Origin of the sequence: Orenia marismortui DSM 5156 (assembly GCF_000379025.1) — a bacterium.
In the GTDB taxonomy this organism is placed as follows: Bacteria; Bacillota; Halanaerobiia; order Halobacteroidales; family Halobacteroidaceae; genus Orenia; species Orenia marismortui.
Genome location: NZ_KB900618.1, coordinates 433,547 through 455,935, shown reverse-complemented (window position 1 = coordinate 455,935; position 22,389 = coordinate 433,547). Strand labels below are relative to the sequence as shown.

Genomic DNA, 22,389 nt, shown 5'->3' with positions numbered 1-22,389 from the left:
GAAATAAACTGCTAGCCTTGAAGCAGGTGATTGCTAGGGTAAAAATACTGCTATGATTAAATTAATTGAATTGCCCAAAGCTTCGTCAAACGTAAATAGTGAAATTAGGCTGATACACTATGACCAAAAGGTGCGAGATGGGGTCAAGTAAGTTTTCGTGTTGCTTGGCAAATATACTGATATCTTCGGAGTAAAGGTGAAATCTAAGGCAGTATGATTGGCTAAGGTATAGAACTGTGTAAGCCCAGTATATTCCTGATTTTCAGGTAGGTTAACAGCAATGTTAATACAATATTAGTGGGTAGAGGAGATAGGAAAAAGCGAATGTTATCTTGTAATGAGATAGATAGGGGTTCAAAAATTTGCCCTACTCTGAAAGGAGGCTGACTTCCTAAAGGTTATCTAAGGCAGGAAAGGATTGAAACTTTATGAATATGGCAAGCCAAATAACTCAATATGAGTGGGCGACCGTAGACCAGAAGAATGCGGATATCAAATGGGAAACAATAATTTGGGGATCTGTAATAAGAAAGGTTAATAAACTTCAATCGCGAATCGCTAAAGCAATAACTAAAAGAATGAAGAACTTAGCTAGAAAGCTACAATATTTATTATCAAAATCATATTATACAAAACTACTTGCCATAAGGCAAGTAACAACAAATAAAGGAAAGAAGACAGCAGGAGTAGATAAAGTATTATGGTCTACTGCTACAAGCAAATATATAAATGCCTTAAAATTAACTAATAAGAATTATAAAGCAAAAGCATTAAAAAGAGTGCATATTTCAAAGTCAAATGGGAAGAAAAGACCTTTGGGGATACCTACAATGCATGATAGAGCGATGCAAGCTTTATATGCCAAAACACTTGATCCGATATCAGAAACAACAGCAGATAAGGTGTCATTTGGCTTCAGAAAATATAGGAGTTGTGATGATGCCAAAGAATATCTGTTTAAATTATTAGGAAAAAAGATATCTGCTCAATGGATACTAGAAGGAGATATCAAAGGTTGTTTTGATAATATAAATCACGAATGGTTAAAAGAAAATATATTAATCGACAGAAAAATATTAAATCAGTTTCTTAAAGCAGGTTTTATTCATAACAAAAAGCTTTTTCCTACGGAAAAAGGAACTCCACAAGGTGGAATAATTTCACCTATTCTAGCTAATATGACACTAGATGGAATAGAAGAACTATTAAAGCGAAAATATTGGAGTAGTTCAAGAGGTACAATAAATAGAAAATATAACAGAGCTAATAAAGTAAATCTAACAAGATATGCAGATGATTTTGTGGTAACAGCCACAAATAAAGAAGTCCTAGAAGAAATAAAGGAATTGATTGAAGAATTTTTAAAAGAAAGAGGTCTCGAATTATCAAGAGAAAAGACCAAAATAACTCATATCAACATTGGATTTGACTTTCTAGGGTGGAACTTTAGAAAATATAATGGAAAATTNATTATAAAACCATCTAAAGAATCCTATAAATCAATAATAAAGGAAATTAGAAATATAATCAAGAAAAATAGGACAGCAAAACAAGAAAATTTAATTAAAATACTAAATCAAAAGATTAGAGGTTGGTGTAATTATCATAAAAGTGCATGTTCTAAAAAGAGTTATCAAAGTTTAGATAGGGATATATTTCATGCACTGTGGAGTTGGGCAAAGCGGAGACATCCAAATAAAACTAAACAATGGATAAAAGATAAATATTGGGTAAGAAGCGGAACTCGTGACTGGATATTCTCAAATGGNGATATCAAANTAATGGTTGCAAGTAATACGAAGATAATAAGGCATAGGTTAATAAAATTTGCAGCAAACCCGTATTTAAAAGAGTATGATAAATATTATTTACGAAGAAAGCTAAGATTGAAATAAATTTAGTTATTGTTTGCTAATCCGAAGGTTAGTTATGGAGAGCTTGAGCCGTATGACGTGAAAGTGTCAAGTACGGTTCTTAGGGGAGAAGGGAGCTGTAAAGCTCCTGACTTACCCGACTGCTAAGTTCTGTTTTTTATAAGATTGTATAGCTTTTAACCTCTCTAACAATTAAATCAACAATATTAAACTGAATAATTAAATAAATTATTAGATGATAGAATGATAAACAAATATATAATGGAAATTTTAGACTCTAAATTTTTTGTTTTTAAGCAGGTACGTGGTTTAGAAGTATTTAAATAGGTAGGCTAATACTTTAGAGAAAATAAGAGAACTAATGATAGATAGAGAAGAAAAATAATTTTTTAAAGTCATTAAAAATTGAAATGAAACTTTTAAAACATTTGACAATTTGACAAAGAATTAGTATAATTTTTATTGAATAGTTATTCGATAAAAATTATTTTGAAAGGAGTGGAGATATGTCTCCAAAATTAGTTAATGTTGAGCAAAAAAGAAAAGAAATCATTGAAGGTACATTGATGGCTTTGTCTAAAAAAGAGTTGAGTGAATTAAAAATAGCTGATATTGCTAAAGAAATCAATATGGGGCAGAGTACTATTTATGAATATTTTAAGAATAAAGATGAACTGATTAAACAAGCATTGGAATATTTCTTACAAGAGTTATATATTCCAGAAGAAAATGAGGAACTAACTGTTTTAGAAGAATTTGAATTGATTTTAGAAAAATTCAAAAGGCAAATTGAAGAAGAAAGAACAAATGAAATCAATATTCTGATTGATGTTTTTTATCAAGGGATTAAAGGAGATTTTGAAAAATTAGGAGAAGTATATAGCGATTATATTGATTATATGGTAGAAAGGATAAATCGAGATCAAAAGCGAGGAATAATTAGAGAGGATATTAATCCTCAAGCTTTAATTTCTTGGGTAGGAGCTACTTTTGATGGATTATGGATTCAAAGTTTATTAAGACCAAAAGATTTTGATGTTGATAAAATTTTCAATTCCTTTTTAAAAGCAATAGAAATTTATATTAAAAAAGATTAAATTAAAATTTATTTCCCTGGAATCAAGGGAATAAATTTTATGCTTATTTTTGAACGAATATTCGTTCAAAAATGTATTAAACTTAATAGGGGAGATATTAATGAATTTAATTAAAGATGAGATTTTGTTTTTCTTTGGTGAAAATCCAAAAACTTTTGATGTTATAGTAATAGGATTGGTTTCAATTTTACTTGGTATTTTTCTAGCCTTTTTTGTACCAGTAATAAAAGAAACAACAAATATGCTTCAAAAAGTAATTATTGTTTTAATAGCAATCGATGATCTTGGGGGTGTAATTGCTAATTTTACAAAATCAACAAATAATTTTCATGCTTCAAGTCATAAGTTAAGGCTATTCTTTTACTCATTACACATTTTACAACCATTAATTATATTTATAACTTTTAAAACATCGATAAGTTTCTTTATCTTTTCATGGTTATATTCTGTTTTAGCAGCTTTGTTAGTAACTGAAATAATAAAGGATGATTATAAGAGTATTTTTGCTAGTGTATTCTGGTTAATAGGTATAGTTGTTTGTATTTATATAATAAATCCACCTGTAATAGTATTATGGTTTGCGATTACTTTTTTGACTAAATTAATTTTAGGTTATTCGATTAATCATTTTCCTTAAACTAACTAAAAAGCTGGATGATTAAATTTGCCAAAAAAGGAGGGGAATTATGAAAATATTAATTTTATATTTTAGCGGAACTGGTAATACCTATTTTATTGCCAATATGATATATATAAATTTTAAGGAAGATAATTATAAAATTCAGCTATCATCTATAGAAAATTTTTTGCCTGAAAATGTAAAAGGATATGATATTCTTATCTTTGGTTTTCCAATCTATGCTTGTGATATGCCATTATTTTTGCAGGAATATGTAGATCGAATGTCCCTTCCTAAAAGTAGAGGAGTTATGTTATTTTCCACTTTTGGATTTTATGCAGGTAATTCTTTAAGAAGAACAGCAAAAAAATTTATTGATAAAGGTTTCATTCCATTAGTTTCAGAAGAAGTTAAGATGCCAGGATCAGATGGTTTAGCTTTTATGAAAAAAGACTCAAATTTTGTGAATAAAGTTCTGTCAAAAAATTATTTAGAAAATCCAATTATTAAAAATTATGTGAATAAGATTTATAATTTTATTGATAAAAATACTGATAAACTAAAGCAAGAATTAAATAGAGAAGATTTAGTAATGTCAAAATTAAAGGCAAGAGGAGTAGTATTAGATTCTTTTGTAAAAATGATTTATAATCCTGGTGAAAGATTTATTAAGAATAGGTTTTGGGCTGACAATAAATGCATTAAATGTAGACTCTGTGAGAAAATTTGTCCTGCTAATAATATAAGGGTAACAAATAATGAAGTTATATTTTCAAATCAATGTTATTTATGCATGAGATGTATTCATCAATGTCCAGTTGAATCAATACAGATTGGGAAATGGACTGTAGATAAATTTAGGTGGCAAGGACCTAATAATGATTATAAGCCTGCTAAACTATTGAATAAAACGTAAATTAGTAATAATTTAAGCTAAAAGAAGGTAAGTTAATTTAGTTAAAATTGATTAGCTAATAGCTAGTAGTATAAAAAATATAAGATATTTTGATTAGAGTAGTACCAATACAAAAGGAGGGATATAATGAAATTTTATGAAGCTAAAAAATTAAAGCCACAAAATGGTGCAATGGATTCTGTAGCACAACTAGATATTATGAAAGGAATGAAGCATATCCTGAATGATGAGATTGGAAGTATGAAGGCTACCAGTATACTCTTGAAAGCATTTTTATGGGATCCAATCTTTAATAAACCAGGCTGGAAGCCAGAACTATTTGATTTACCAAATAAGGAAGTTAGACAGACTTATGAAAAGAAATTTAAAGATTTAACTCCTTTTATATGTTTGTTTAATAGATTAAAGAAAAATCATAGGATAGAACAAGTCCAAATTATTATGGCAAAATTAAGTGTTCCTGCTTCAGTACCTTATTTGGCAAAAACTTTTAAACCAAATCCTGATATAAAAGATATTGATGAATTTAGACAAGATATGACCGATTATCTTGGTAAAGGAACCGGCTTTGAGTGGACAGAAGAGGTATCAGCAGATAAAAAGGAAGTGATTTATAAATTTACAAGGTGTGCCTATATTGAAATTCTTCGAGCATATGGAATGGAGTATGCAGCATCAATGGTCTGTTATTGTGATCATATTATCTTTGATAATTGCACCCCTGAACTATATTTTAAGAGAGACCACTGTAAGGGTGTAGGTGATGGTTATTGTGACCATCATTATAAAATAAGAAAACAGACCGATGCTGAAAATGATGATAAGAGATATGGGGATACTAAGAAAGCACCTTATGATGCAATGGCAATTATTAAAAAGTGGGAAAAAAATTATAAAGAAAATGATGGACAATTTAAGTGGTAGTTTATAATGGTGTAATTTGCTAAAAGATTGGAGGGAGAACATGAAAGATTCACTAAAAAGTATACACAGTAAGCTAAATAGCATTGAACAACAACACTATAAAAAACTTCTTTATTTAGGAGTTGCGTTATCTATCCTTATGCTTTGGAATGGAGGATGTGACTATATTTATGGTTATTCACCTGATTTAAGCGGATTCGATTACTTTACTTCTAAGGTTATAAATGTTGTTCTTACAGCTAATGGTCGTCCACATTGGCTGATTATGCTTGGACAAACAGCAGGATGGTTTTATCCATTATATTCCTTAACGTATTATCTCTGGTGGATAGGGATGCGTAAAGCTGGCTTCTGGCTTGGATATATACCGGTTATGTTGCTGGCATATGCTGTATTGATGATTGGTGGAATTCAACATGCAGGTTGGGCATTCTTATCTGTTTTAGAGCAAACAAAAGCAGTTGTTGGAAGCCCGAATTCAGAGTTCTTTTTATTGGCAAATCGTTATATTGTGGAGCATTTTGTCATGGGAGATATTACAGCTATTTTTGCACTAAGTATCGGATCGATATGGCATGCAGTAGCTACCTTAAGTGAGAGAACAATATTTCCTCGCTGGTTTTTAGTATTATCTCCATTGGGTGTATTAATAATTGCTAGTACAATAGGTCTACTTCTTCCAGCACCTTTTGCTGGATTTGTACTCGCATTATTTGGAACTTGGTTTATGTTAATTCCAAATGTTGCAATCACCATATGGTTATGGAATAGAAAAAATTATAAAAGTTATTAAAAAATCAATATTTGGATGGTTTGGAAAATGGGCTTCTATATAGCCCTAACAGACTTGTAGAAAAAGTGTATTAGTAGTATAATTGAATTAATTCAAATTTAAGGGAATTAAAAAATATTTTAAATATTAAATGTTTAAAATATCGCACGTCGTGTAACAGCAGGTTAACGACATCTAATTATTATGCATAGTTTTAATGTTATATCAATTGTGAAGTCTGAGTTTTTAGCTCAGACTTTTAGTTTTATATGAGACGTCGCGAACCTGCGGGACGTTATATGACAGAATCGGCTAAGTCTTGCATAGTAGTTGTTTGATGATTTTGATATTTACTCTAAAAAGGTTAAGGATGAAGGTTTTTGAGCTTGTATGATAACGTGACCAGCCAGCCAAAAAGAGCTTTTTTATAAATTGGTAAGAATATTTTGCTATAAAAGTTATTTATTAAAGTTTATAGTTGAAAGCAGAGGGGTGAATTTCATAATTCATAAAGGACTGATTTGGTAGGATAATCGTTTGGTTGGCTAAGATCATAACTTATAATTTGTGAAGGGGTTATGATAATTGGGAGTAGGATTGTAGTTGCTTGTTGGCTAATTACAAGGAATATTGAGGAGAAATGTGATTGTAGGTTAGGTTTGTGAAATTTATAGTGTTTAGATGAAGGTTTGAGGGGGAGCGGAATTGAAAATCGCCAACCAAGGTTAAATAGTTCTGATGTAATATTGCAGCTATAGAGAAATTCTAGTGGTGTTGTTTTTGTATTGGCTGGCAGGAGTCTCAATTAAGAAAGGTTTTTAATCAGAATTAAGATGTTAACATAAGGTAACTAACAGCTCTGATTATGAGTTTTTATGATATATAAGTGGTCAGGAAATTCAGTCAGGTAGATTCTATGACACCGATTCCATCACATAACAAGACGTTAGCTACACCCTAGATTAAGTAGGGAGTAGTATGTTGGGACTTAGTGGTTAGATAAAACATAAGTGCAGTGTGGAGGGGCGTCGCGAACCTCTGGGACGTTATGTGACATGCCGCAAGGTCAGGAAAATATTTTTTTAAAAATCGTTTTTGTGTATAGGAGTTTTGGTTATTTTTAAAGTTGGGTATAAATATGTCAATTAAATAGTTTTAGAGTAAAAAGTGTATGGGGAGAATAAAAATATTCTAAAGAAAAGGTGGTATAGATGTTTAAATTTATTGATTTAAGTCATTATTTTGAAGATAATATGCCAGGATTTAAAATGAAAAATGAGGATGGTACTTATACTAAATATACAGCAGAGATAAAGCCGTTTTTAACTCATGAAGAATCAAAACCTAAATATCAAGGAAAAGCTTCTTTTGAGATAACAGAAATTTTATTTCAAACTTCACTTGGTACTTATCTTGATTCACCTTATCATAGGTATCCAGAAGGTAGAGATATTAGTGAAATTAAAATTGATGAGGTAATTCTGTCAGGTGTTGTTATAGATGTTCGGGGAAAGAATGAATTTGAATCAATAGGTGTAGATATTATTCCGAATGATTTAAAGTTAGAAGGCAAAGCAGTTTTATTTAATTTTGGGTGGGATAAATATTGGGGTGAAGATAAATATCATTCATATCCATATATATCAGAAGAATTAATAGAATATTTAATTAATGAAGGAGTAAGACTTGTTGGGGTTGACACATTAAATATTGATAGTTCAAGAAAAATGAATCGTCCTGCTCATACTTTATTACTTAAGAATGAAATTTTTATAGTAGAGAATTTAACAGGGTTAGAAGAATTACATGGAGAAAAATTTAGATTTTTTGCAGTTCCTTTGAAAGCTAAAAATGTTGCGGCTTTATCAATTAGAGCTTTTGCAGAAATTTTAGAGTAATTATAGAGAATAAAACATATGCGGCACGATCACATAACATACGATTAGCGACATGCAATTTGAGAGTATAAATGAGAGTGGAGGCTAACTTATGTCAGATTTACAGGGTTACTTTGAGAATAGAAGCATTAATGGCACGTCGCGAATCCCAGGGACGTTAGATGAAAGTGCGACCAGCCCTTGAAATAACAGGGGTTAAGCTATATTTTAGGCTGTCTAAGTTTACTGAAAAGTAAACCTTTGGACTACCTATTCTATTTGAGGTAATCCTATTTACGGGTGCGTGATTGGTAACGGTTGGGTGCTAAGCCGTAAAGACAATGTGAAATAGACTGCTAGCCTTAAAGCAGGTGATTGCTAGGATAAATATACTGTTATGGTTAAAATAATTGAACTACTGCAAGCTTCGTCAAACGTAAATAGTGAAATTAGGCTGATACACTATGACCAAAAGGTGCGAGATGGGGTCAAGTAAGTTTTCGTGTTGCTTGGCAAATAGACTGATATCTTCGGAGTAAAGGTGAAATCTAAGGCAGTATGATTGGCTAAGGTATAGAACTGTGTAAGCCCAGTATATTCCTGATTTTCAGGTAGGTTAACAGCAATGTTAATACAATATTAGTGGGTAGAGGAGATAGGAAAAAGCGAATGTTATCTTGTAATGAGATAGATAGGGGTTCTAAATTTGCCCTGCTCTGAAAGGAGGCTGACTTCCTAAAGGTTATCTAAGGCAGGAAAGGATTGAAACTTTATGAATATGGCAAGCCAAATAACTCAATATGAGTGGGCGACCGTAGACCAGAAGAATGCAGATATCAAATGGGAAACAATAATTTGGGGATCTGTAATAAGAAAGGTTAATAAACTTCAATCGCGAATCGCTAAAGCAATAACTAAAAGAATGAAGAACTTAGCTAGAAAGCTACAATATTTATTATCAAAATCATATTATACAAAACTACTTGCCATAAGGCAAGTAACAACAAATAAAGGAAAGAAGACAGCAGGAGTAGATAAAGTATTATGGTCTACTGCTACAAGCAAATATATAAATGCCTTAAAATTAACTAATAAGAATTATAAAGCAAAAGCATTAAAAAGAGTGCATATTTCAAAGTCAAATGGAAAGAAAAGACCTTTGGGGATACCTACAATGCATGATAGAGCGATGCAAGCTTTATATGCCAAAACACTTGATCCGATATCAGAAACAACAGCAGATAAGGTGTCATTTGGCTTCAGAAAATATAGGAGTTGTGATGATGCCAAAGAATATCTGTTTAAATTATTAGGAAAAAAGATATCTGCTCAATGGATACTAGAAGGAGATATCAAAGGTTGTTTTGATAATATAAATCACGAATGGTTAAAAGAAAATATATTAATCGACAGAAAAATATTAAATCAGTTTCTTAAAGCAGGTTTTGTTCATAACAAAAAGCTTTTTCCTATGGAAAAAGGAACTCCACAAGGTGGAATAATTTCACCTATTCTAGCTAATATGACACTAGATGGATTAGAAGAATTATTAAAAAGAAAATATTGGACTAATTCAAGAGGAACAATAAACAGGAAATATAATAGAGTAAATAAAATAAATCTGGTAAGATACGCAGATGATTTTGTAGTAACAGCCACCAATAAAGAAGTTCTAGAAGAAGCCAAAGAATTGATTGAGGAATTTTTGAAAGAAAGAGGTCTTGAACTATCAAAGGAAAAGACCAAAATAACTCATATCAATACTGGATTTAACTTTCTAGGATGGAACTTTAGGAAGTATAATGGAAAGTTAATTATAAAACCATCTAAGGAATCCTATAAATCAATAATAAATGAAATTAGGAAGAAAATCAAGAAAAATAGGACAGCAAAACAAGAAAATTTAATCAGAATACTAAATCAAAAGATTAGAGGTTGGTGTAACTACCATAGAAGTGCATGTTCCAAAAAGAGCTATCAAAGTCTAGATAGGGATATATTTCATGCACTGTGGAGTTGGGCAAAACGAAGACATCCAAATAAAACTAAACAATGGATAAAAAATAGATACTGGATAAGAAATGAAACTCGTGACTGGATATTCTCAGATAGAAATATCAAACTGATATTTGCAAGTGATACGAAGATAATAAGGCATAGGTTAATAAAATTTGCAGCAAACCCGTATTTAAAAGAGTATGATAAATATTATTTACGAAGAAAGCTAAGATTGAAATAAATTTAGTTATTGTTTGCTAATCCGAAGGTTAGTTATGGAGAGCTTGAGCCGTATGACGTGAAAGTGTCAAGTACGGTTCTTAGGGGAGAAGGGAGCTGTAAAGCTCCTGACTTACCCGACTCCCTTATTTTGTATATATGTAATAAATATGATGTATTAATTGTGAAAAAATTATATTTTCGTTTTATGTTAGATAAATATTTTTGTTAAGAAATAGTATAGCTGGTATAATAATAGTATATCATTATATGATGAAAGTGAGGGAGATTGAATGGTTACTAGAGAGGAATTAGAAAAAAAATTAAAATCTTTAAAACCTTTTTTGGAAAAACAATATAAAGTTAAAAAACTTGGGTTTTTTGGATCTTATGCACGTGGAGAAGCTAGAGAAGATAGTGACGTTGACATACTTGTAGAATTTTCTGGTAGCATAGGGTGGGAGTTTCTTGATTTAAAAGATTTTCTGGAAGAGAATTTAGATACAGATGTTGACCTAGTTACTATGGATGCTTTAAAACCCCAATTGAAAGATAGAATATTAAAAGATGTGATTTATCAATGAGAAGAGATAGTCTATTTTTAGATGATATAGTAAATTCTATGAATAAAATTTTTCAATATACTAAAGGGATAAGTAAGGAAGAATTTAAAAGAAATGAAATGTTGATTGATGCTGTTTTAAGAAATATTGAAATTATAGGAGAAGCTTCAAATAAAGTTTCAGATGAAATTAGACATGAATATGATGATGTTCCATGGAGAAAAATGATTGGGTTAAGAAATATAGTTATTCATGAGTATTTTGGAGTTGATTTAGGTATTATTTGGCAAGTCATTAGTGTGAATTTGCCAGAGACTAAACCTAAAATAGAAGAAATATTAAAAGATTATCCATTATAAGAGCAGGGCTATCCTGCTTTTTATTTTAAGCAATAAGGTTAAATATGGAATTTAAAATAGATAGTTTATTATTTAGTTATTATCGGAAGTTCAGGGACTTCGTCTAACAGCAGATTAACAACATCCCAGTCTATGAGCATAAGTCAGGGCTGGGATGACTTACATAAGATTTGTAGCTTTAATTAGAGTTGATAGCGTTATCAGGGACGTCGTGAAGCTGCGGGACGTTAAGTGAAATTGGTCAAGAAAATGTTGTGTTCTATGGTTGTATTTATTGTGATTTCAAGTTTTTAGGGGGTGTAAAAATGAAAAGGGTTAAGTTTTATTCTATTAACGATTTAGCATGTGGTCATTATCTTATAAATGGTGAACATCTTATCAGGGAATATCAAGCAGGAAAACCAGTAGAAGATATTAACGATATGATTGAACTTTATAATATAAAAAAATATTTTGATAATAAAATTTATTTGTCAAAATGGACCCCTAAAGATATTAAAAATTTTGAAGATATAATTAGATATCAGTTTGGAAAAGTAGCAAGGTTTTTAAAATCAATAAATCAAGATGATTTTATAATAATTTATAATAATGTTGAAAGAAATTATAAAGATGATTTCTGGCAATTAATTGAAAAACTTGAGGTATATAAAAATATTAACCAAAATGATTTTCAAGAATTTATGAATACTTCAGAAGTACCCTTATATGGATTGCTAAAGAACAAAAGAATTACATACTATTTTGGTGAGACTATTAGAAAATGTATGCTCAATGATTGTCAGTCAGCAGAAATATTGTTGGATAAATATGAGATAAAACATATTACTAAAAAAGAAACTTTATATTTACCAAAAGAATTAACTAATAAAGATAAAGAAAATATTATTCATAATTATATTGAAAGCGAAAATCCAAATTTGAATTACTTGAGACTTATTGCAAATATACAAAGTAATAAGGATAAAATTGAGCTCTCTCCAAAAACTTTGTTAAAGGCAAAAAAGAAAGTAGTAAATCAAGAAGATGAATTATTATCCAATGGTTTTAAGATGGTTATGAAAACAACTGTAGAATTTTCTGATTCACATGATGAAGAAACTATTATAAAAGTAGACGATCAAGCTATAAGTGCAAAGTATAATAGAAAATGGATTAAGAGTAATATGGATTATGCAACATTATTAAATAATTTTATTTATTTGTTTGAGTTTGTAGATTTGCAAATGAGGTTTAATTTAGTTAATAAATTTAATCAGATGGGGGTAATTGAAAGATTTGGACTGATTTCATCTCAAAGTGCTTATAGGAAAGGAGTAATATTTGACAGAAAAAATATTTTATCTTTGCTTCAAATAAATGGATATTATAATGAATTATTTAGTTTAGGTATTAGGCTAGAAGAAGTTATTGAATGGTTTTTTGAAGAGTATCTTATGGATGAATTTAATGCTTATAAATTTAAGATTAATATGCCTTCGATTAGTTCTACTATGCTTGAAAAATGCACTAATATTATGCCAGCAATGGAGTCAGTATTAAAACAGTTTATTTTATTTGTGGAAGAGGGAGAAATTGATTTTGAACTACTTGAAATTCGCTCAGAACATATGATATATAAAAAAATACCATCATTAGTAGATAAAAAATATGCTTATGGTATTGGGGATATATATAAGACTGCTACTTTCTTACTTTTTTCAGATCAAAGTGGTTTAGGATATAGCGAAAAAACTAAAAAATCTTATGAAAATTATTTTGAACTATTGTGTAATGAAAAATTTAAGCTAGATGATTATCCTGATTATTGTATTTCAGAAGTAAAGTGGTTGCTTGATTATAAATATTTATCAACTGATAAAGAAGATTATATTATTTTTAGTAATAAACGTCTTGTTACGATTTTAAGAGATCTATATTTTAATGAAGTAATTAGCTACTGGAAATGTTCAGAGGCGGAAAGAAAAATTATTGATGAACTTGGGCGTAAGAATATAATTGAGTTTGAAAGCACATTATTTTCAAGACCTGAACAAGCTTATATAAACTATTTTCTTAATAAATCACAATTTAATAATGGATTAGATTTAAGAAATAAGTATGTACATACTCAACCTAGTATTGATGATGATAGAGAAATACACTATCAAAATTATATCACTTTTTTAAGATTATTTATTCTAGTAATAATTAAAATTAATGATGATTTTTGTATTTTAGATAAAATTTGGTGGAGACCAACTTCACTTAACATGACCTTAGCGACATCCCAGTAGAGAGGATAAATGGAAGTTTGGGCTGATTTATGTTAGATTGTAGTTTGATTAGAGATTGGAGCATTTGCAGGGACGTCGCGAAGCTCAGGGACGTTAGGTGACATTTCTCTATTGTTAGTATAAAAATGTTCGTAAGAATGATTTTGGTATAATATAAAGAATAAATTTTGTTTATTGGGAGGGGTAATTTTGGATTCTTTTTTTGCAAAAACTATAAAGATCTTTTTGATGGATGGTGATCCTAATAGTAGGATGACATGTGAATTATCAAATTGGGTTGGTAAAGCATATAAAATTCCAAGAAAATTATTAAAAGAGTCTTCAAATAGAGAAGAATTAAAAAATATTGGAGTGTATTTATTATTTGGAAAAGATCCTGAAAGTCCAGATGATGATATGGTTTATATTGGACAAACAGAGGATATATTCAGTAGATTAAATCAACATCTTGATAAAAAAGATTTCTGGAATGATGCAATAGCAATTGTAAGTAAAGATGAAAATTTAAATAGAGCTCATGTTAGATTTTTAGAATATAAATTATATGAAATTGCTGAAAAAGTAGGTAGATTTAAAATTGAAAATGCTACAATCCCAAAATGTCCATCTATTTCTGAATCAGACAAAGCAGAAATGAAGGAATTTATATATAATGTAAAGTTATTAGTAAACACATTAGGATATAAAGTTTTTGAGGAGATTAAAGAAGTTAGTCAAAAGAAAGTTAGTTATTTTTATATAAATGCTGCTAGAGGTGCAGATGCTAAAGGTCAAAGTACATCAGAAGGTTTTGTAGTTTTGAAGAAATCAAGAATGGCAAAGAATGTTGTTAAATCTGCTCAAAATTGGGTTAATAGACAAAGGAAAGAATTAATAGAAAAAGGTATAGTTGAAGAAATAGATAATGATTATGTGTTTGTAAAAGATTATTTATTTTCTAGTCCTTCAACAGCGGCGGGAGTAGTAATGGGAAGAAATGCAAATGGATTGACAGAATGGAAATTAAAAGATGGTACAACTTTGAAAGAATTTGAAAAACCAGAAAAAAGTTAAAACCGAGAAACGTCACCTAACAGCACGTTAGCGACATCCCAGTTGAGGTGTATAAATGAGGGTTGGGGCTGACTTATGTGAGACTTAGAATTTATCTCAGATTATGAGCATTACAGGGGACGTCGCGAATCTCAGGGACGTTATGAGAAATTGGGCTATTGATAGTATGTATGCTTTAATGATTTTAAAAGCAAAAAATCAGATATTAAGGAGAGTGTGTATATTAAATGAAGGAAAAAATTAAGGAACTAACTCTATTATTATTATATTTAACGTCATGGGAAGAAGATGACTTTCCAGAAGACGTGGATGTAAAGAGGAGTTGGAAAGGATATCCGTTTGAAATACTTGATGAGTTAAGAGAAGAAGATTTTATTTTTGGAAGCAGTAGAGCAAAATCAGTTTATATTAAAGAAAAAGGAATAGAAGAAGCTAAAAAATTAATGGAAAAATATATCAATCAGGAGGAAAACTAATGTCTTCAACACCAAGAAGAAAGCAATTTAAAAGAAAACAGAGATTACAATCTGCAAAGACATGGATTCCTACTTATACTGGAAAGAATTTAGTAAGAGGGTATAAGAGATGGTATGGTGTAAATTTTGTTTGTGCAATAAAGGAATTAGAAATGTTAGGTTATGAGATTGACCTAGAATATAAAGAACAAATTTTAAAACAAGAAGAGGCAAAGCGAAAAGCTGCTAAGAGACGAAAAGCAGAAGAGAAAAAGAAACAAGCTGAAGAAGAATATTTTAATTCTGATCAGGATGAAAATTTTTATTATATTGCGGGATATACATCTGGAGGGGCACCATATGGAATTACATGGTGGGAATATGAAAGAGATATAAAAGGCAAAGAAGATGATAATAAGAATAAAAACAGTGTAGATCCTCTTAAAGATGTAGTCCCATTTTAAGCCCAACTTCTCATAACAACAGCTTAGCGACATCCCAATTAGGGAGCATAAATGAAAGTCGGGGCTGGCTTATGTTAGGATGCTAGTTTTAATTAGAAGTTGGAGTGTTATCGGGGACTTCGCGAACCCCAGGAACGTTATATGAAATGCTCCGCATAGAAAAGTTAAAATCCGGGAAAGATATGTTGAATCATCACAAACAACAAACCTCCCGGGAGTGATAAAAGATGTCAAAAATACAAAACATCTTTAAAAAATATTATAACCAAGTTTCAGAAAAATATACCATAGCTGATCATGCTAGAAAAGCAGCCTGGAATATAATTAATTGTCGTACAGAAGTAATGGGTGGTCATGTGGAAAAATGTCCAGAAGGACATTACCATCGTATTTGGTATGATTCCTGTAAGCATAGATCCTGTCCGCAATGTTCAGCGATGGAAAAGGAAGAGTGGATTCAAAGACAGAGCGCAAGAATTATAGATACTCACCATTATCATGTGATTTTTACTANACCTCATCAATTAAATGATTTATGGTTATTAAATCCAAAGAAGATGACAAGTTTATTATTTAAATGTGCTAAAGAATCTTTATTTGGAATGATGAGAAATGTAGATTTTTTAGGAGTTAAACCAGGAATGATAGCAACTTTACAAACTTGGGGAGAAACTTTAACTTNTCATCCACATNTGCATTGTCTTGTAACAGGTGGTGGATTAACTGAAGATGGAAAATGGAAAGAAAGTAAGAAGGGATATTTAGTTCCAGTAAGAACATTGATGAAAATATTTAGAGGGAAGTTTTTAGATGGAGTCCATAATTTAANTTATAAGGGAGAAATAGATATACCAGAGGATTCTAGTTATAGCAAAATACATAGAAGATTAAGAAAGTTAAGAAAGAAGAAATGGAATGTATATACTTGTAAAAAATATGCATATGGAGAGGGAGTCATTAAATATTTAGGGAATTATATAAAGGGAGGACCAATATCTGACAAGCGTATAATTTCTTATAATGAGAAGGAAGTTAAATTTTATTATGATGACAATAAGGATGGATCTAATAGAAAGGTAATGACTTTAAAAGTCGAAGAATTTATCCGTAGATTNCTATTGCATGTGCCGATGCCACANTTGAAGGTAGTAAGATATTATGGGATATATGCTGGTTGCAAAAGGGATGAATTGAATAAATGTCGACAGACATTTGGACAAGATGAAGTAAGAGAAATTGAGAAGATAGAGTGGCAAGATTATTGTGAAGAGCATGGGAAAGCAGCAGTATGCCCAGTGTGTGGCAAAAAGTTAGTTAAAGGAAGAGAGTTTAAAGGTGTAGAGTTGAGATTATTATTGCTGTTAATGGGTAAAGAATTAAATTCAGATTTGACATTACGAGACAGAGAGAGGTCTGCGTAGTGTAAAGTATGATTTTTAATAACATGGGTTAGTGAGAAGTGGTTGGAGTAGGCCTAAATTTGCTTAATTGATGATTATGGTATAGTTAATTAGTAAAGTTGGACAAGAAAATAGATGTTAAGGGCAAGAATAAGCTAAATAGAATCCAAGTTATCGCAAGTTTATGGAGGTAAAAATAAATATAAAACTCCATAGAAGGCGCTACGCACTTCATATAACAAGAGTTTAACGACATCTAATTTTGATCAGAGGTGAAGGTGGCGAGGACTTATGTTAGATATAGATTGATGTGAGGGATAGGTGCGTCTATGAGATGTCGCGAACCTCAGGAACATTAGCCGAAATACCCTTAAGATAGTTTTATATTTTAATCTACATAATACAAAAACATTAGGTTAAACTAATTTTAACTTAAATAAGTATTATGGAGGGATAAAATGTCTAGTTTTCAAATTAAGGAAGGTATACATTGGGTAGGAGCAAGAGATTGGAATCTCCGTTGGTTTCACGGACCAGCCTATAGTACTCATCAAGGAACTACCTACAATAGTTATATTATTAAGGATGAGAAGAATGTATTAGTTGATGGAGTATATAAGCCCTTTATAGACAAATTTTTTGAACATATAGAGGAAGTGATTGAATTTAAAGATATTGATTACTATATTGTCAATCATGTAGAACCAGATCATTCCTCTTCTTTTCCTAGAACAATGGAGAGATTAAAAGATGATGTCACAGTAATTTGTTCAGCTAAAGGTAAAGAAGGAATTATTGAGCATTATGGAGATGGATATAATTTTAAAGTCGTTAACACGGGCGATACTGTTAATATAGGAAGTAGAAATTTAACTTTTGTAAATGCTTCAATGTTACATTGGCCTGATAGTATGTTTACATATATTTCAGAAGATAAATTGTTATTATCTAATGATGCTTTTGGAATGCACCTTTGTGTTTCTCAATTGTTTGATGATCAAGCTGATGACTGTCTTATTATGAATGAATCTGAGAAGTATTTTGCAAACATTTTAACCCCTTTTAGTAGTATTCTACTTAAAAAATTAAAAGAAGTACAAGAGATGAATATTGAGATAGATATGATTGCACCAGCTCATGGAATTATTTGGCGTAACAAACCAACTAAGATAATCAATAAATATTTAGAATGGGCTGAGGGTAAAACAAAGGAGAAGGCACTTATTGTATATGAAACTATGTGGGATAGTACAGAATTGATGGCAAAAAAAATTGCCGATGGGTTAATAGACCAAGGAATAGAGGTTCATTTTTATAGAAAATCAGATTCTGATAAGAATGATATAATTAAGGAGTTTCTTGATGCTAAAGCGATAATTGTTGGTTCTTCTACTATTAATAATGTAATAATTCCTGAATTAGTGCCTTTATTAGAAGAATTAGAAGGTTTAAGGTTTAAAAATAAGATAGGAGCATCTTTTGGTTCTTATGGTTGGCGAGGAGGAGCAACAAAACGAATTGCAGATAGGTTAGAAAAAGCTAATATTAAATTAGTTGAAAAACCTTTAGAAGTAATATATGTTCCTAATCAAGAACAATTAAAAGAGTGTTATGAATTTGGGGTTAGAATTGCTCATAAAATAAAGCAGGAAATATAATTAAAAAGGTGGAATAATGGAATTTCTAGTTATTATTGAGGGTTTCATTATTCTATAATTTTATTTGATAAGAACAAAGGGTACTTCGGCTAACATGGAGCTAGCGACATTCAGATTTCAGGTTTGAAGTGTGACCAGCCCTTGAAATAACAGGGGTAAGTTATATCTTAGGCTGTCTAAGTCTGCTGAAAGTAGGCCTTTGGACTACCTATTCTATTTGAGGTAATCTATCTATCGGTGCATTACTAGTAACGGTTTTGTGCCAAGCGATAAAGACAATGTGAAATACCCTGCTAGCCTAAAGCAGGTGAGTTGCTAGGATAAAGATACTGTTATGGTTAAACTAATTGAACTACTGCAAGCTTCGTCAAACGTAAATAGTGAAATTAGGCTGATACACTATGACCAAAAGGTGTGAGAAAGAGTTAGATAGGGTTGTCGGACTATCTAACAAATAGATGAAATCTTCGGAGTAAAGGTAGAACCTAAGACAGTATGAATTGGCTAAGATATAGAATTGGGTAAGCCCAATGTTTTCCTAAAAGATTTAGGTAGGTTAACAGTAATGTTAATACAATATCAGTGGGTAGAAGAGATTGGAAGAAGCGAATGCTATCTTGTAATGAGATGGATAAGGGTTCAAAATTTGCCCTACTCTGAAAGGAGGCTGACTTCCTACAAGGTGGCTGTAGGCTGGAAGGAATAAGAACTTTGTGAATGTGGCAAGCTAAATAACTCGTATGAGTGGGCTACCACAGACGATTAAGGTTAACGGACTCATATTCTGAAAGGTTAGGTAGTAAATTTATTATTTGTTATCGCTAATCCGAAGGCTAATTTTAGAGAGCTTGAGCCGTATGACGTGAAAGTGTCAAGTACGGTTCTTAGGGGAGGAAGAGGCCGTAAGGCTTCTGACTTACCCGACTTCTACTGAAAATATTCAAAACATTTTGTAGTAGAAAATATTATGGGAGTAAGAAATATAAAGGAGGAATAAAAATTGAAAAAGGGGAAAATAATTATTTTATCTTTAATTTTGGTAGTATCGTTTAGCAGCTTAATTTATGCTAGTCAGAGTAGTTTTAACAAGAGCAAACTAGTTATAGTAGAGAAGGGACAATTTATGATGAATAGTAGTAATGAAAATTTTAGTGAGCAAGAAGAATGTAATGTAAAAGTAAATGATTTTTATATAAGTAAGTATGAGGTAACACATAAAGAGTATATAGAATTTCTTAATGATAGGAAAATAGGAATAGATGGAAAATATAATGGTCATAGGTTAATAGATATAGATGATTTGGATTGTGCAGTAGGATATAGAAATAAATTTTATTTTAAAAGTAGTAATAAAGCCAATGTTGAAGAGTGTCCGGTAATAGAAGTAACTTGGTGGGGAGCTATAGATTATTGTAATTGGTTAAGTGAAAAGAATGAATTGAAAAAAGCATACAATTCAGATGGATACTTATTAGATAAGAATGGAAACATAGTAACTGATATAAGAAAAGTAGAAGGATATAGGTTGCCTACAAAAGTAGAGTGGGAATATGCGGCAAGGGGAGGAATAAAAGGCAAAGATACTATATATGCAGGAAGTGATATCCTAGATAAATGTGCTTGGCATTGGGAAAACTCAAAAGTTAACAATGTTGGACAGACACATCCAATAGGAGAAAAAATGGCAAACGAATTAGGAATCTATGATATGAGTGGTAATGTAGCTGAGTGGATAAATACCAAAAATGACTCTAATATGATTTTCATGAATGGCAGCTGGGATGATTTAGGTATTTTCTGTGAAGTTGGTTTTTGGGATTATGATAAACCATCTATAAGCGAAGATACACTTGGATTTCGTTTTGTAAGAACTAAAGCTCAGTAGGTATAAAAATTAGTAGCTAATGAGAAAGGTTCTTAATTGAAATTATTTAAAATTTTAGATAAGAATAGATATATAATTAATGTAGGACTCCAGATAACAGCAGATTAACAACATCTCAGTCTATGAGCATATATGAAGGCTGGAATAAATTGCATAAGTTTTAGTTTTAATTAGAAGTTAGGAGCATTTTCGGGAACGTAGTCTCAGGAATCTTATGTAACATTTCTGGCTTTAAAATCGTTTTGAAACAATAGAAAGAGAAAATTAGATAAGTAGAGGGTTATAATTTATAAACAGTGTTTTTGATGGGAAGTTATTTGAAATGTACTATAAAAATGAGGTGTAAAAAGTGGATAGAAAGTTAATTTGTCCATGTGAATTAATATGTTGTGATCGTTTATTTTACAAGGAAGAAATTTATGAAGCGGCTAAAAAATTTAAAGAGGTTGTACAAAAGCATGAATTTGATATATCTCTTAACTTCTTAAGTGATAAAAATGCTTGGCTAGCATTAGGAAAACATTTAGAATTAGATGAAGAACAGACCTGGAATAAGATAGGAAGACATTTTGATTCTTTTAAAAATGTATCAGGTTTTATGGATATTCTTGATAGTATAATAAATAAATCTACATTCCTTACTTTGTATAACAATATCTTAGCCAAATCCTAGCTAGGTTCTAAATTGAAGTGAAGATGACTTATGTAAGATTGTAGATTAATTAAAAATTTAGGCTCATTATATGAGAAAGTTTTTAACCTGTAGAAAATTATATGACATCTTATTAATTTACTTTTAGAGCAAATTTGAAAGAAAAGTTTATATTATTCAACACCTAAAGGTAAATAGAATATTCAAATGAATAATAAGATTTGATTTAAAATAATTATTTTAATTTAAAAAGAAAGGAAGCTTATTTGTGAAAAAATTAAAATTTATATTCTTAACTATCTTAATAATAAGTTTAATAGTATATTTTAATGTCAATAAAATTGCTAAACAAAATAATGATGCTTTATTAAGCTTTGAAAAAAGTAGATTTTTTTCAAACTTTAAGAAGCGAGATGAAATTGATTTTTCAGATATTAATTATTTATCTGCAGAAACTACAAAAGATGAAAAATTAGAAGAAGCATTTGCAAAAGTTTATAATTTAAAGAAGGGTAGAGATGAAATTCGATATTATTATAATCGAATTGATCTTAATGGAGATGATAAGCAGGAAGTTTTTGTATTACTTGTAGGGAGAATGGTTTGTGGTTCAGGGGGGTGTAGTGCTTTATTATTTGAAGATAATAATGATGAATATAATTTGATTTCAAGATTTAGTTTAGTGAATAATCCTATAATTATTAGTAAAGATAAAACTAATGGATGGAATGATATTATTATTCCTGTGGCTGGAGGTGGAATAAAGAGTTTTTTTGCTCAAATGAAGTTTAATGGTAAAAAATATCCCCTTAACCCTTCTATAGAACCGGAAATAACAGTAGGTGCTAGAATTAAAGGAACAGCTATAGTTGCTGATGATTTATTGAAAAGTAAAGGCATAAAATTTAAAAATGATTATAAAAAAAGAATAAAATACAATCAATAGCTACTATATATCAAGACTTAATAAAATTTAGTATTAATAAAGTAAATATAGTATTGATCTCTCATTTTTATTAAGTTTGGAATGGCTTTGTGATGGTTCACAAACTGTTATACTTGTATTGTAGTAAAAGGAATAGTTTTTGTTCGCTTGTTAAATTTGCTGCTAACTAAATTAAAATATAAAAAGTTTTTGTTTTTAGATAACATAGGAAACAAGATATCAGGTGTTTTACTATATTTTTATCTGTAATTATTTTATTTAGACAAAGTTATATTATTATATGATTTACATGGTTAGTTTCCTTTAGTGTTATTTTCTAAGTAGTATATGGTCTATTGGCTAATAGCAATAGCACTTTAGTTATATCTAATTGTAAAGTAAG

19 protein-coding genes are annotated in these 22,389 nt (G+C 30.3%); all 19 read left to right on the top strand.

Annotated elements, in window-relative coordinates; genetic code table 11:
- The first annotated feature begins 428 nt into the window (after positions 1 to 428).
- The 19 genes from ltrA (OREMA_RS0108235) (at position 429) to OREMA_RS17420 (ending at position 22,007) form a co-directional block, all read left to right on the top strand.
- Complete coding sequence (ltrA, locus tag OREMA_RS0108235) at positions 429 to 1,895, top strand: group II intron reverse transcriptase/maturase (RefSeq protein WP_018248796.1); 1,467 nt, start codon at positions 429 to 431, stop codon at positions 1,893 to 1,895.
- Positions 1,896 to 2,380: 485 nt separating this feature from the next.
- Positions 2,381 to 2,971, top strand: a complete 591-nt coding sequence (locus OREMA_RS0108230; RefSeq protein ID WP_018248795.1) for a TetR/AcrR family transcriptional regulator — start codon at positions 2,381 to 2,383, stop codon at positions 2,969 to 2,971.
- 100 nt (positions 2,972 to 3,071) lie between these two features.
- Complete coding sequence (locus tag OREMA_RS0108225) at positions 3,072 to 3,608, top strand: hypothetical protein (protein ID WP_018248794.1); 537 nt, start codon at positions 3,072 to 3,074, stop codon at positions 3,606 to 3,608.
- Between the two features lie 49 nt (positions 3,609 to 3,657).
- A complete protein-coding gene (locus OREMA_RS0108220; protein WP_018248793.1) occupies positions 3,658 to 4,506 on the top strand; it encodes an EFR1 family ferrodoxin in 849 nt (282 codons plus the stop codon).
- Positions 4,507 to 4,632: 126 nt separating this feature from the next.
- The gene (locus tag OREMA_RS0108215; RefSeq protein ID WP_018248792.1) at positions 4,633 to 5,430 is read left to right on the top strand and encodes an L-2-amino-thiazoline-4-carboxylic acid hydrolase; all 798 of its coding nucleotides are present in this window, start codon (positions 4,633 to 4,635) and stop codon (positions 5,428 to 5,430) included.
- 40 nt (positions 5,431 to 5,470) lie between these two features.
- Positions 5,471 to 6,223, top strand: a complete 753-nt coding sequence (locus OREMA_RS0108210; RefSeq protein ID WP_018248791.1) for a hypothetical protein — start codon at positions 5,471 to 5,473, stop codon at positions 6,221 to 6,223.
- Between the two features lie 1,190 nt (positions 6,224 to 7,413).
- Positions 7,414 to 8,100: a cyclase family protein gene (locus OREMA_RS0108205; protein WP_018248790.1), complete on the top strand. Its 687-nt coding sequence runs from the start codon at positions 7,414 to 7,416 to the stop codon at positions 8,098 to 8,100.
- 751 nt (positions 8,101 to 8,851) lie between these two features.
- Complete coding sequence (ltrA, locus tag OREMA_RS0108195; RefSeq protein ID WP_018248788.1) at positions 8,852 to 10,318, top strand: group II intron reverse transcriptase/maturase; 1,467 nt, start codon at positions 8,852 to 8,854, stop codon at positions 10,316 to 10,318.
- A gap of 271 nt (positions 10,319 to 10,589) precedes the next feature.
- Positions 10,590 to 10,880, top strand: coding sequence for a nucleotidyltransferase family protein (locus tag OREMA_RS0108190; protein WP_018248787.1), 291 nt, complete (start codon positions 10,590 to 10,592; stop codon positions 10,878 to 10,880).
- Entirely contained in the window at positions 10,877 to 11,218 is a 342-nt protein-coding gene (locus OREMA_RS0108185) for a HepT-like ribonuclease domain-containing protein (protein WP_018248786.1), read from the top strand. The genes OREMA_RS0108190 and OREMA_RS0108185 overlap by 4 nt, the downstream gene beginning before the upstream one ends.
- Positions 11,219 to 11,523: 305 nt before the next feature.
- Complete coding sequence (locus OREMA_RS17440; RefSeq protein WP_018248785.1) at positions 11,524 to 13,494, top strand: hypothetical protein; 1,971 nt, start codon at positions 11,524 to 11,526, stop codon at positions 13,492 to 13,494.
- Positions 13,495 to 13,683: 189 nt separating this feature from the next.
- Positions 13,684 to 14,547, top strand: a complete 864-nt coding sequence (locus tag OREMA_RS0108175) for a GIY-YIG nuclease family protein (RefSeq protein ID WP_018248784.1) — start codon at positions 13,684 to 13,686, stop codon at positions 14,545 to 14,547.
- Positions 14,548 to 14,774: 227 nt separating this feature from the next.
- On the top strand, positions 14,775 to 15,023 hold the full coding sequence (locus OREMA_RS0108165) for a DUF6429 family protein (RefSeq protein ID WP_018248782.1): 249 nt from the start codon (positions 14,775 to 14,777) through the stop codon (positions 15,021 to 15,023).
- A complete protein-coding gene (locus tag OREMA_RS18335) occupies positions 15,023 to 15,466 on the top strand; it encodes a hypothetical protein (RefSeq protein ID WP_018248781.1) in 444 nt (147 codons plus the stop codon). The genes OREMA_RS0108165 and OREMA_RS18335 overlap by 1 nt, the downstream gene beginning before the upstream one ends.
- A 227-nt stretch (positions 15,467 to 15,693) precedes the next feature.
- Entirely contained in the window at positions 15,694 to 16,887 is a 1,194-nt protein-coding gene (locus OREMA_RS0108155; protein WP_018248780.1) for an IS91 family transposase, read from the top strand.
- A gap of 437 nt (positions 16,888 to 17,324) precedes the next feature.
- A complete protein-coding gene (locus tag OREMA_RS0108150) occupies positions 17,325 to 18,524 on the top strand; it encodes an FprA family A-type flavoprotein (RefSeq protein WP_018248779.1) in 1,200 nt (399 codons plus the stop codon).
- 1,000 nt (positions 18,525 to 19,524) lie between these two features.
- Positions 19,525 to 20,409, top strand: coding sequence for a formylglycine-generating enzyme family protein (locus OREMA_RS18330; protein ID WP_018248778.1), 885 nt, complete (start codon positions 19,525 to 19,527; stop codon positions 20,407 to 20,409).
- Between the two features lie 349 nt (positions 20,410 to 20,758).
- Entirely contained in the window at positions 20,759 to 21,082 is a 324-nt protein-coding gene (locus OREMA_RS0108140) for a hypothetical protein (protein ID WP_018248777.1), read from the top strand.
- Between the two features lie 247 nt (positions 21,083 to 21,329).
- Positions 21,330 to 22,007 (top strand): hypothetical protein, encoded by a 678-nt coding sequence (locus OREMA_RS17420; RefSeq protein ID WP_018248776.1) that lies wholly within the window; start codon positions 21,330 to 21,332, stop codon positions 22,005 to 22,007.
- The last annotated feature ends 382 nt before the right edge of the window (positions 22,008 to 22,389 follow it).

Excerpts from the sequence above, each read along its gene's own strand:
- OREMA_RS18335 (WP_018248781.1), top strand. The coding sequence starts at position 15,023 with ATGTCTTCAACACCAAGAAGAAAGCAATTTAAAAGAAAACAGAGATTA.
- OREMA_RS0108150 (WP_018248779.1), top strand. The coding sequence starts at position 17,325 with ATGTCTAGTTTTCAAATTAAGGAAGGTATACATTGGGTAGGAGCAAGA.
- OREMA_RS0108210 (WP_018248791.1), top strand. The coding sequence starts at position 5,471 with ATGAAAGATTCACTAAAAAGTATACACAGTAAGCTAAATAGCATTGAA.
- OREMA_RS0108225 (WP_018248794.1), top strand. The coding sequence starts at position 3,072 with ATGAATTTAATTAAAGATGAGATTTTGTTTTTCTTTGGTGAAAATCCA.
- OREMA_RS0108185 (WP_018248786.1), top strand. The coding sequence starts at position 10,877 with ATGAGAAGAGATAGTCTATTTTTAGATGATATAGTAAATTCTATGAAT.
- OREMA_RS0108230 (WP_018248795.1), top strand. The coding sequence starts at position 2,381 with ATGTCTCCAAAATTAGTTAATGTTGAGCAAAAAAGAAAAGAAATCATT.
- OREMA_RS0108190 (WP_018248787.1), top strand. The coding sequence starts at position 10,590 with ATGGTTACTAGAGAGGAATTAGAAAAAAAATTAAAATCTTTAAAACCT.
- OREMA_RS0108165 (WP_018248782.1), top strand. The coding sequence starts at position 14,775 with ATGAAGGAAAAAATTAAGGAACTAACTCTATTATTATTATATTTAACG.
- OREMA_RS0108220 (WP_018248793.1), top strand. The coding sequence starts at position 3,658 with ATGAAAATATTAATTTTATATTTTAGCGGAACTGGTAATACCTATTTT.
- ltrA (WP_018248788.1), top strand. The coding sequence starts at position 8,852 with ATGAATATGGCAAGCCAAATAACTCAATATGAGTGGGCGACCGTAGAC.
- OREMA_RS17440 (WP_018248785.1), top strand. The coding sequence starts at position 11,524 with ATGAAAAGGGTTAAGTTTTATTCTATTAACGATTTAGCATGTGGTCAT.
- OREMA_RS0108205 (WP_018248790.1), top strand. The coding sequence starts at position 7,414 with ATGTTTAAATTTATTGATTTAAGTCATTATTTTGAAGATAATATGCCA.
- OREMA_RS0108215 (WP_018248792.1), top strand. The coding sequence starts at position 4,633 with ATGAAATTTTATGAAGCTAAAAAATTAAAGCCACAAAATGGTGCAATG.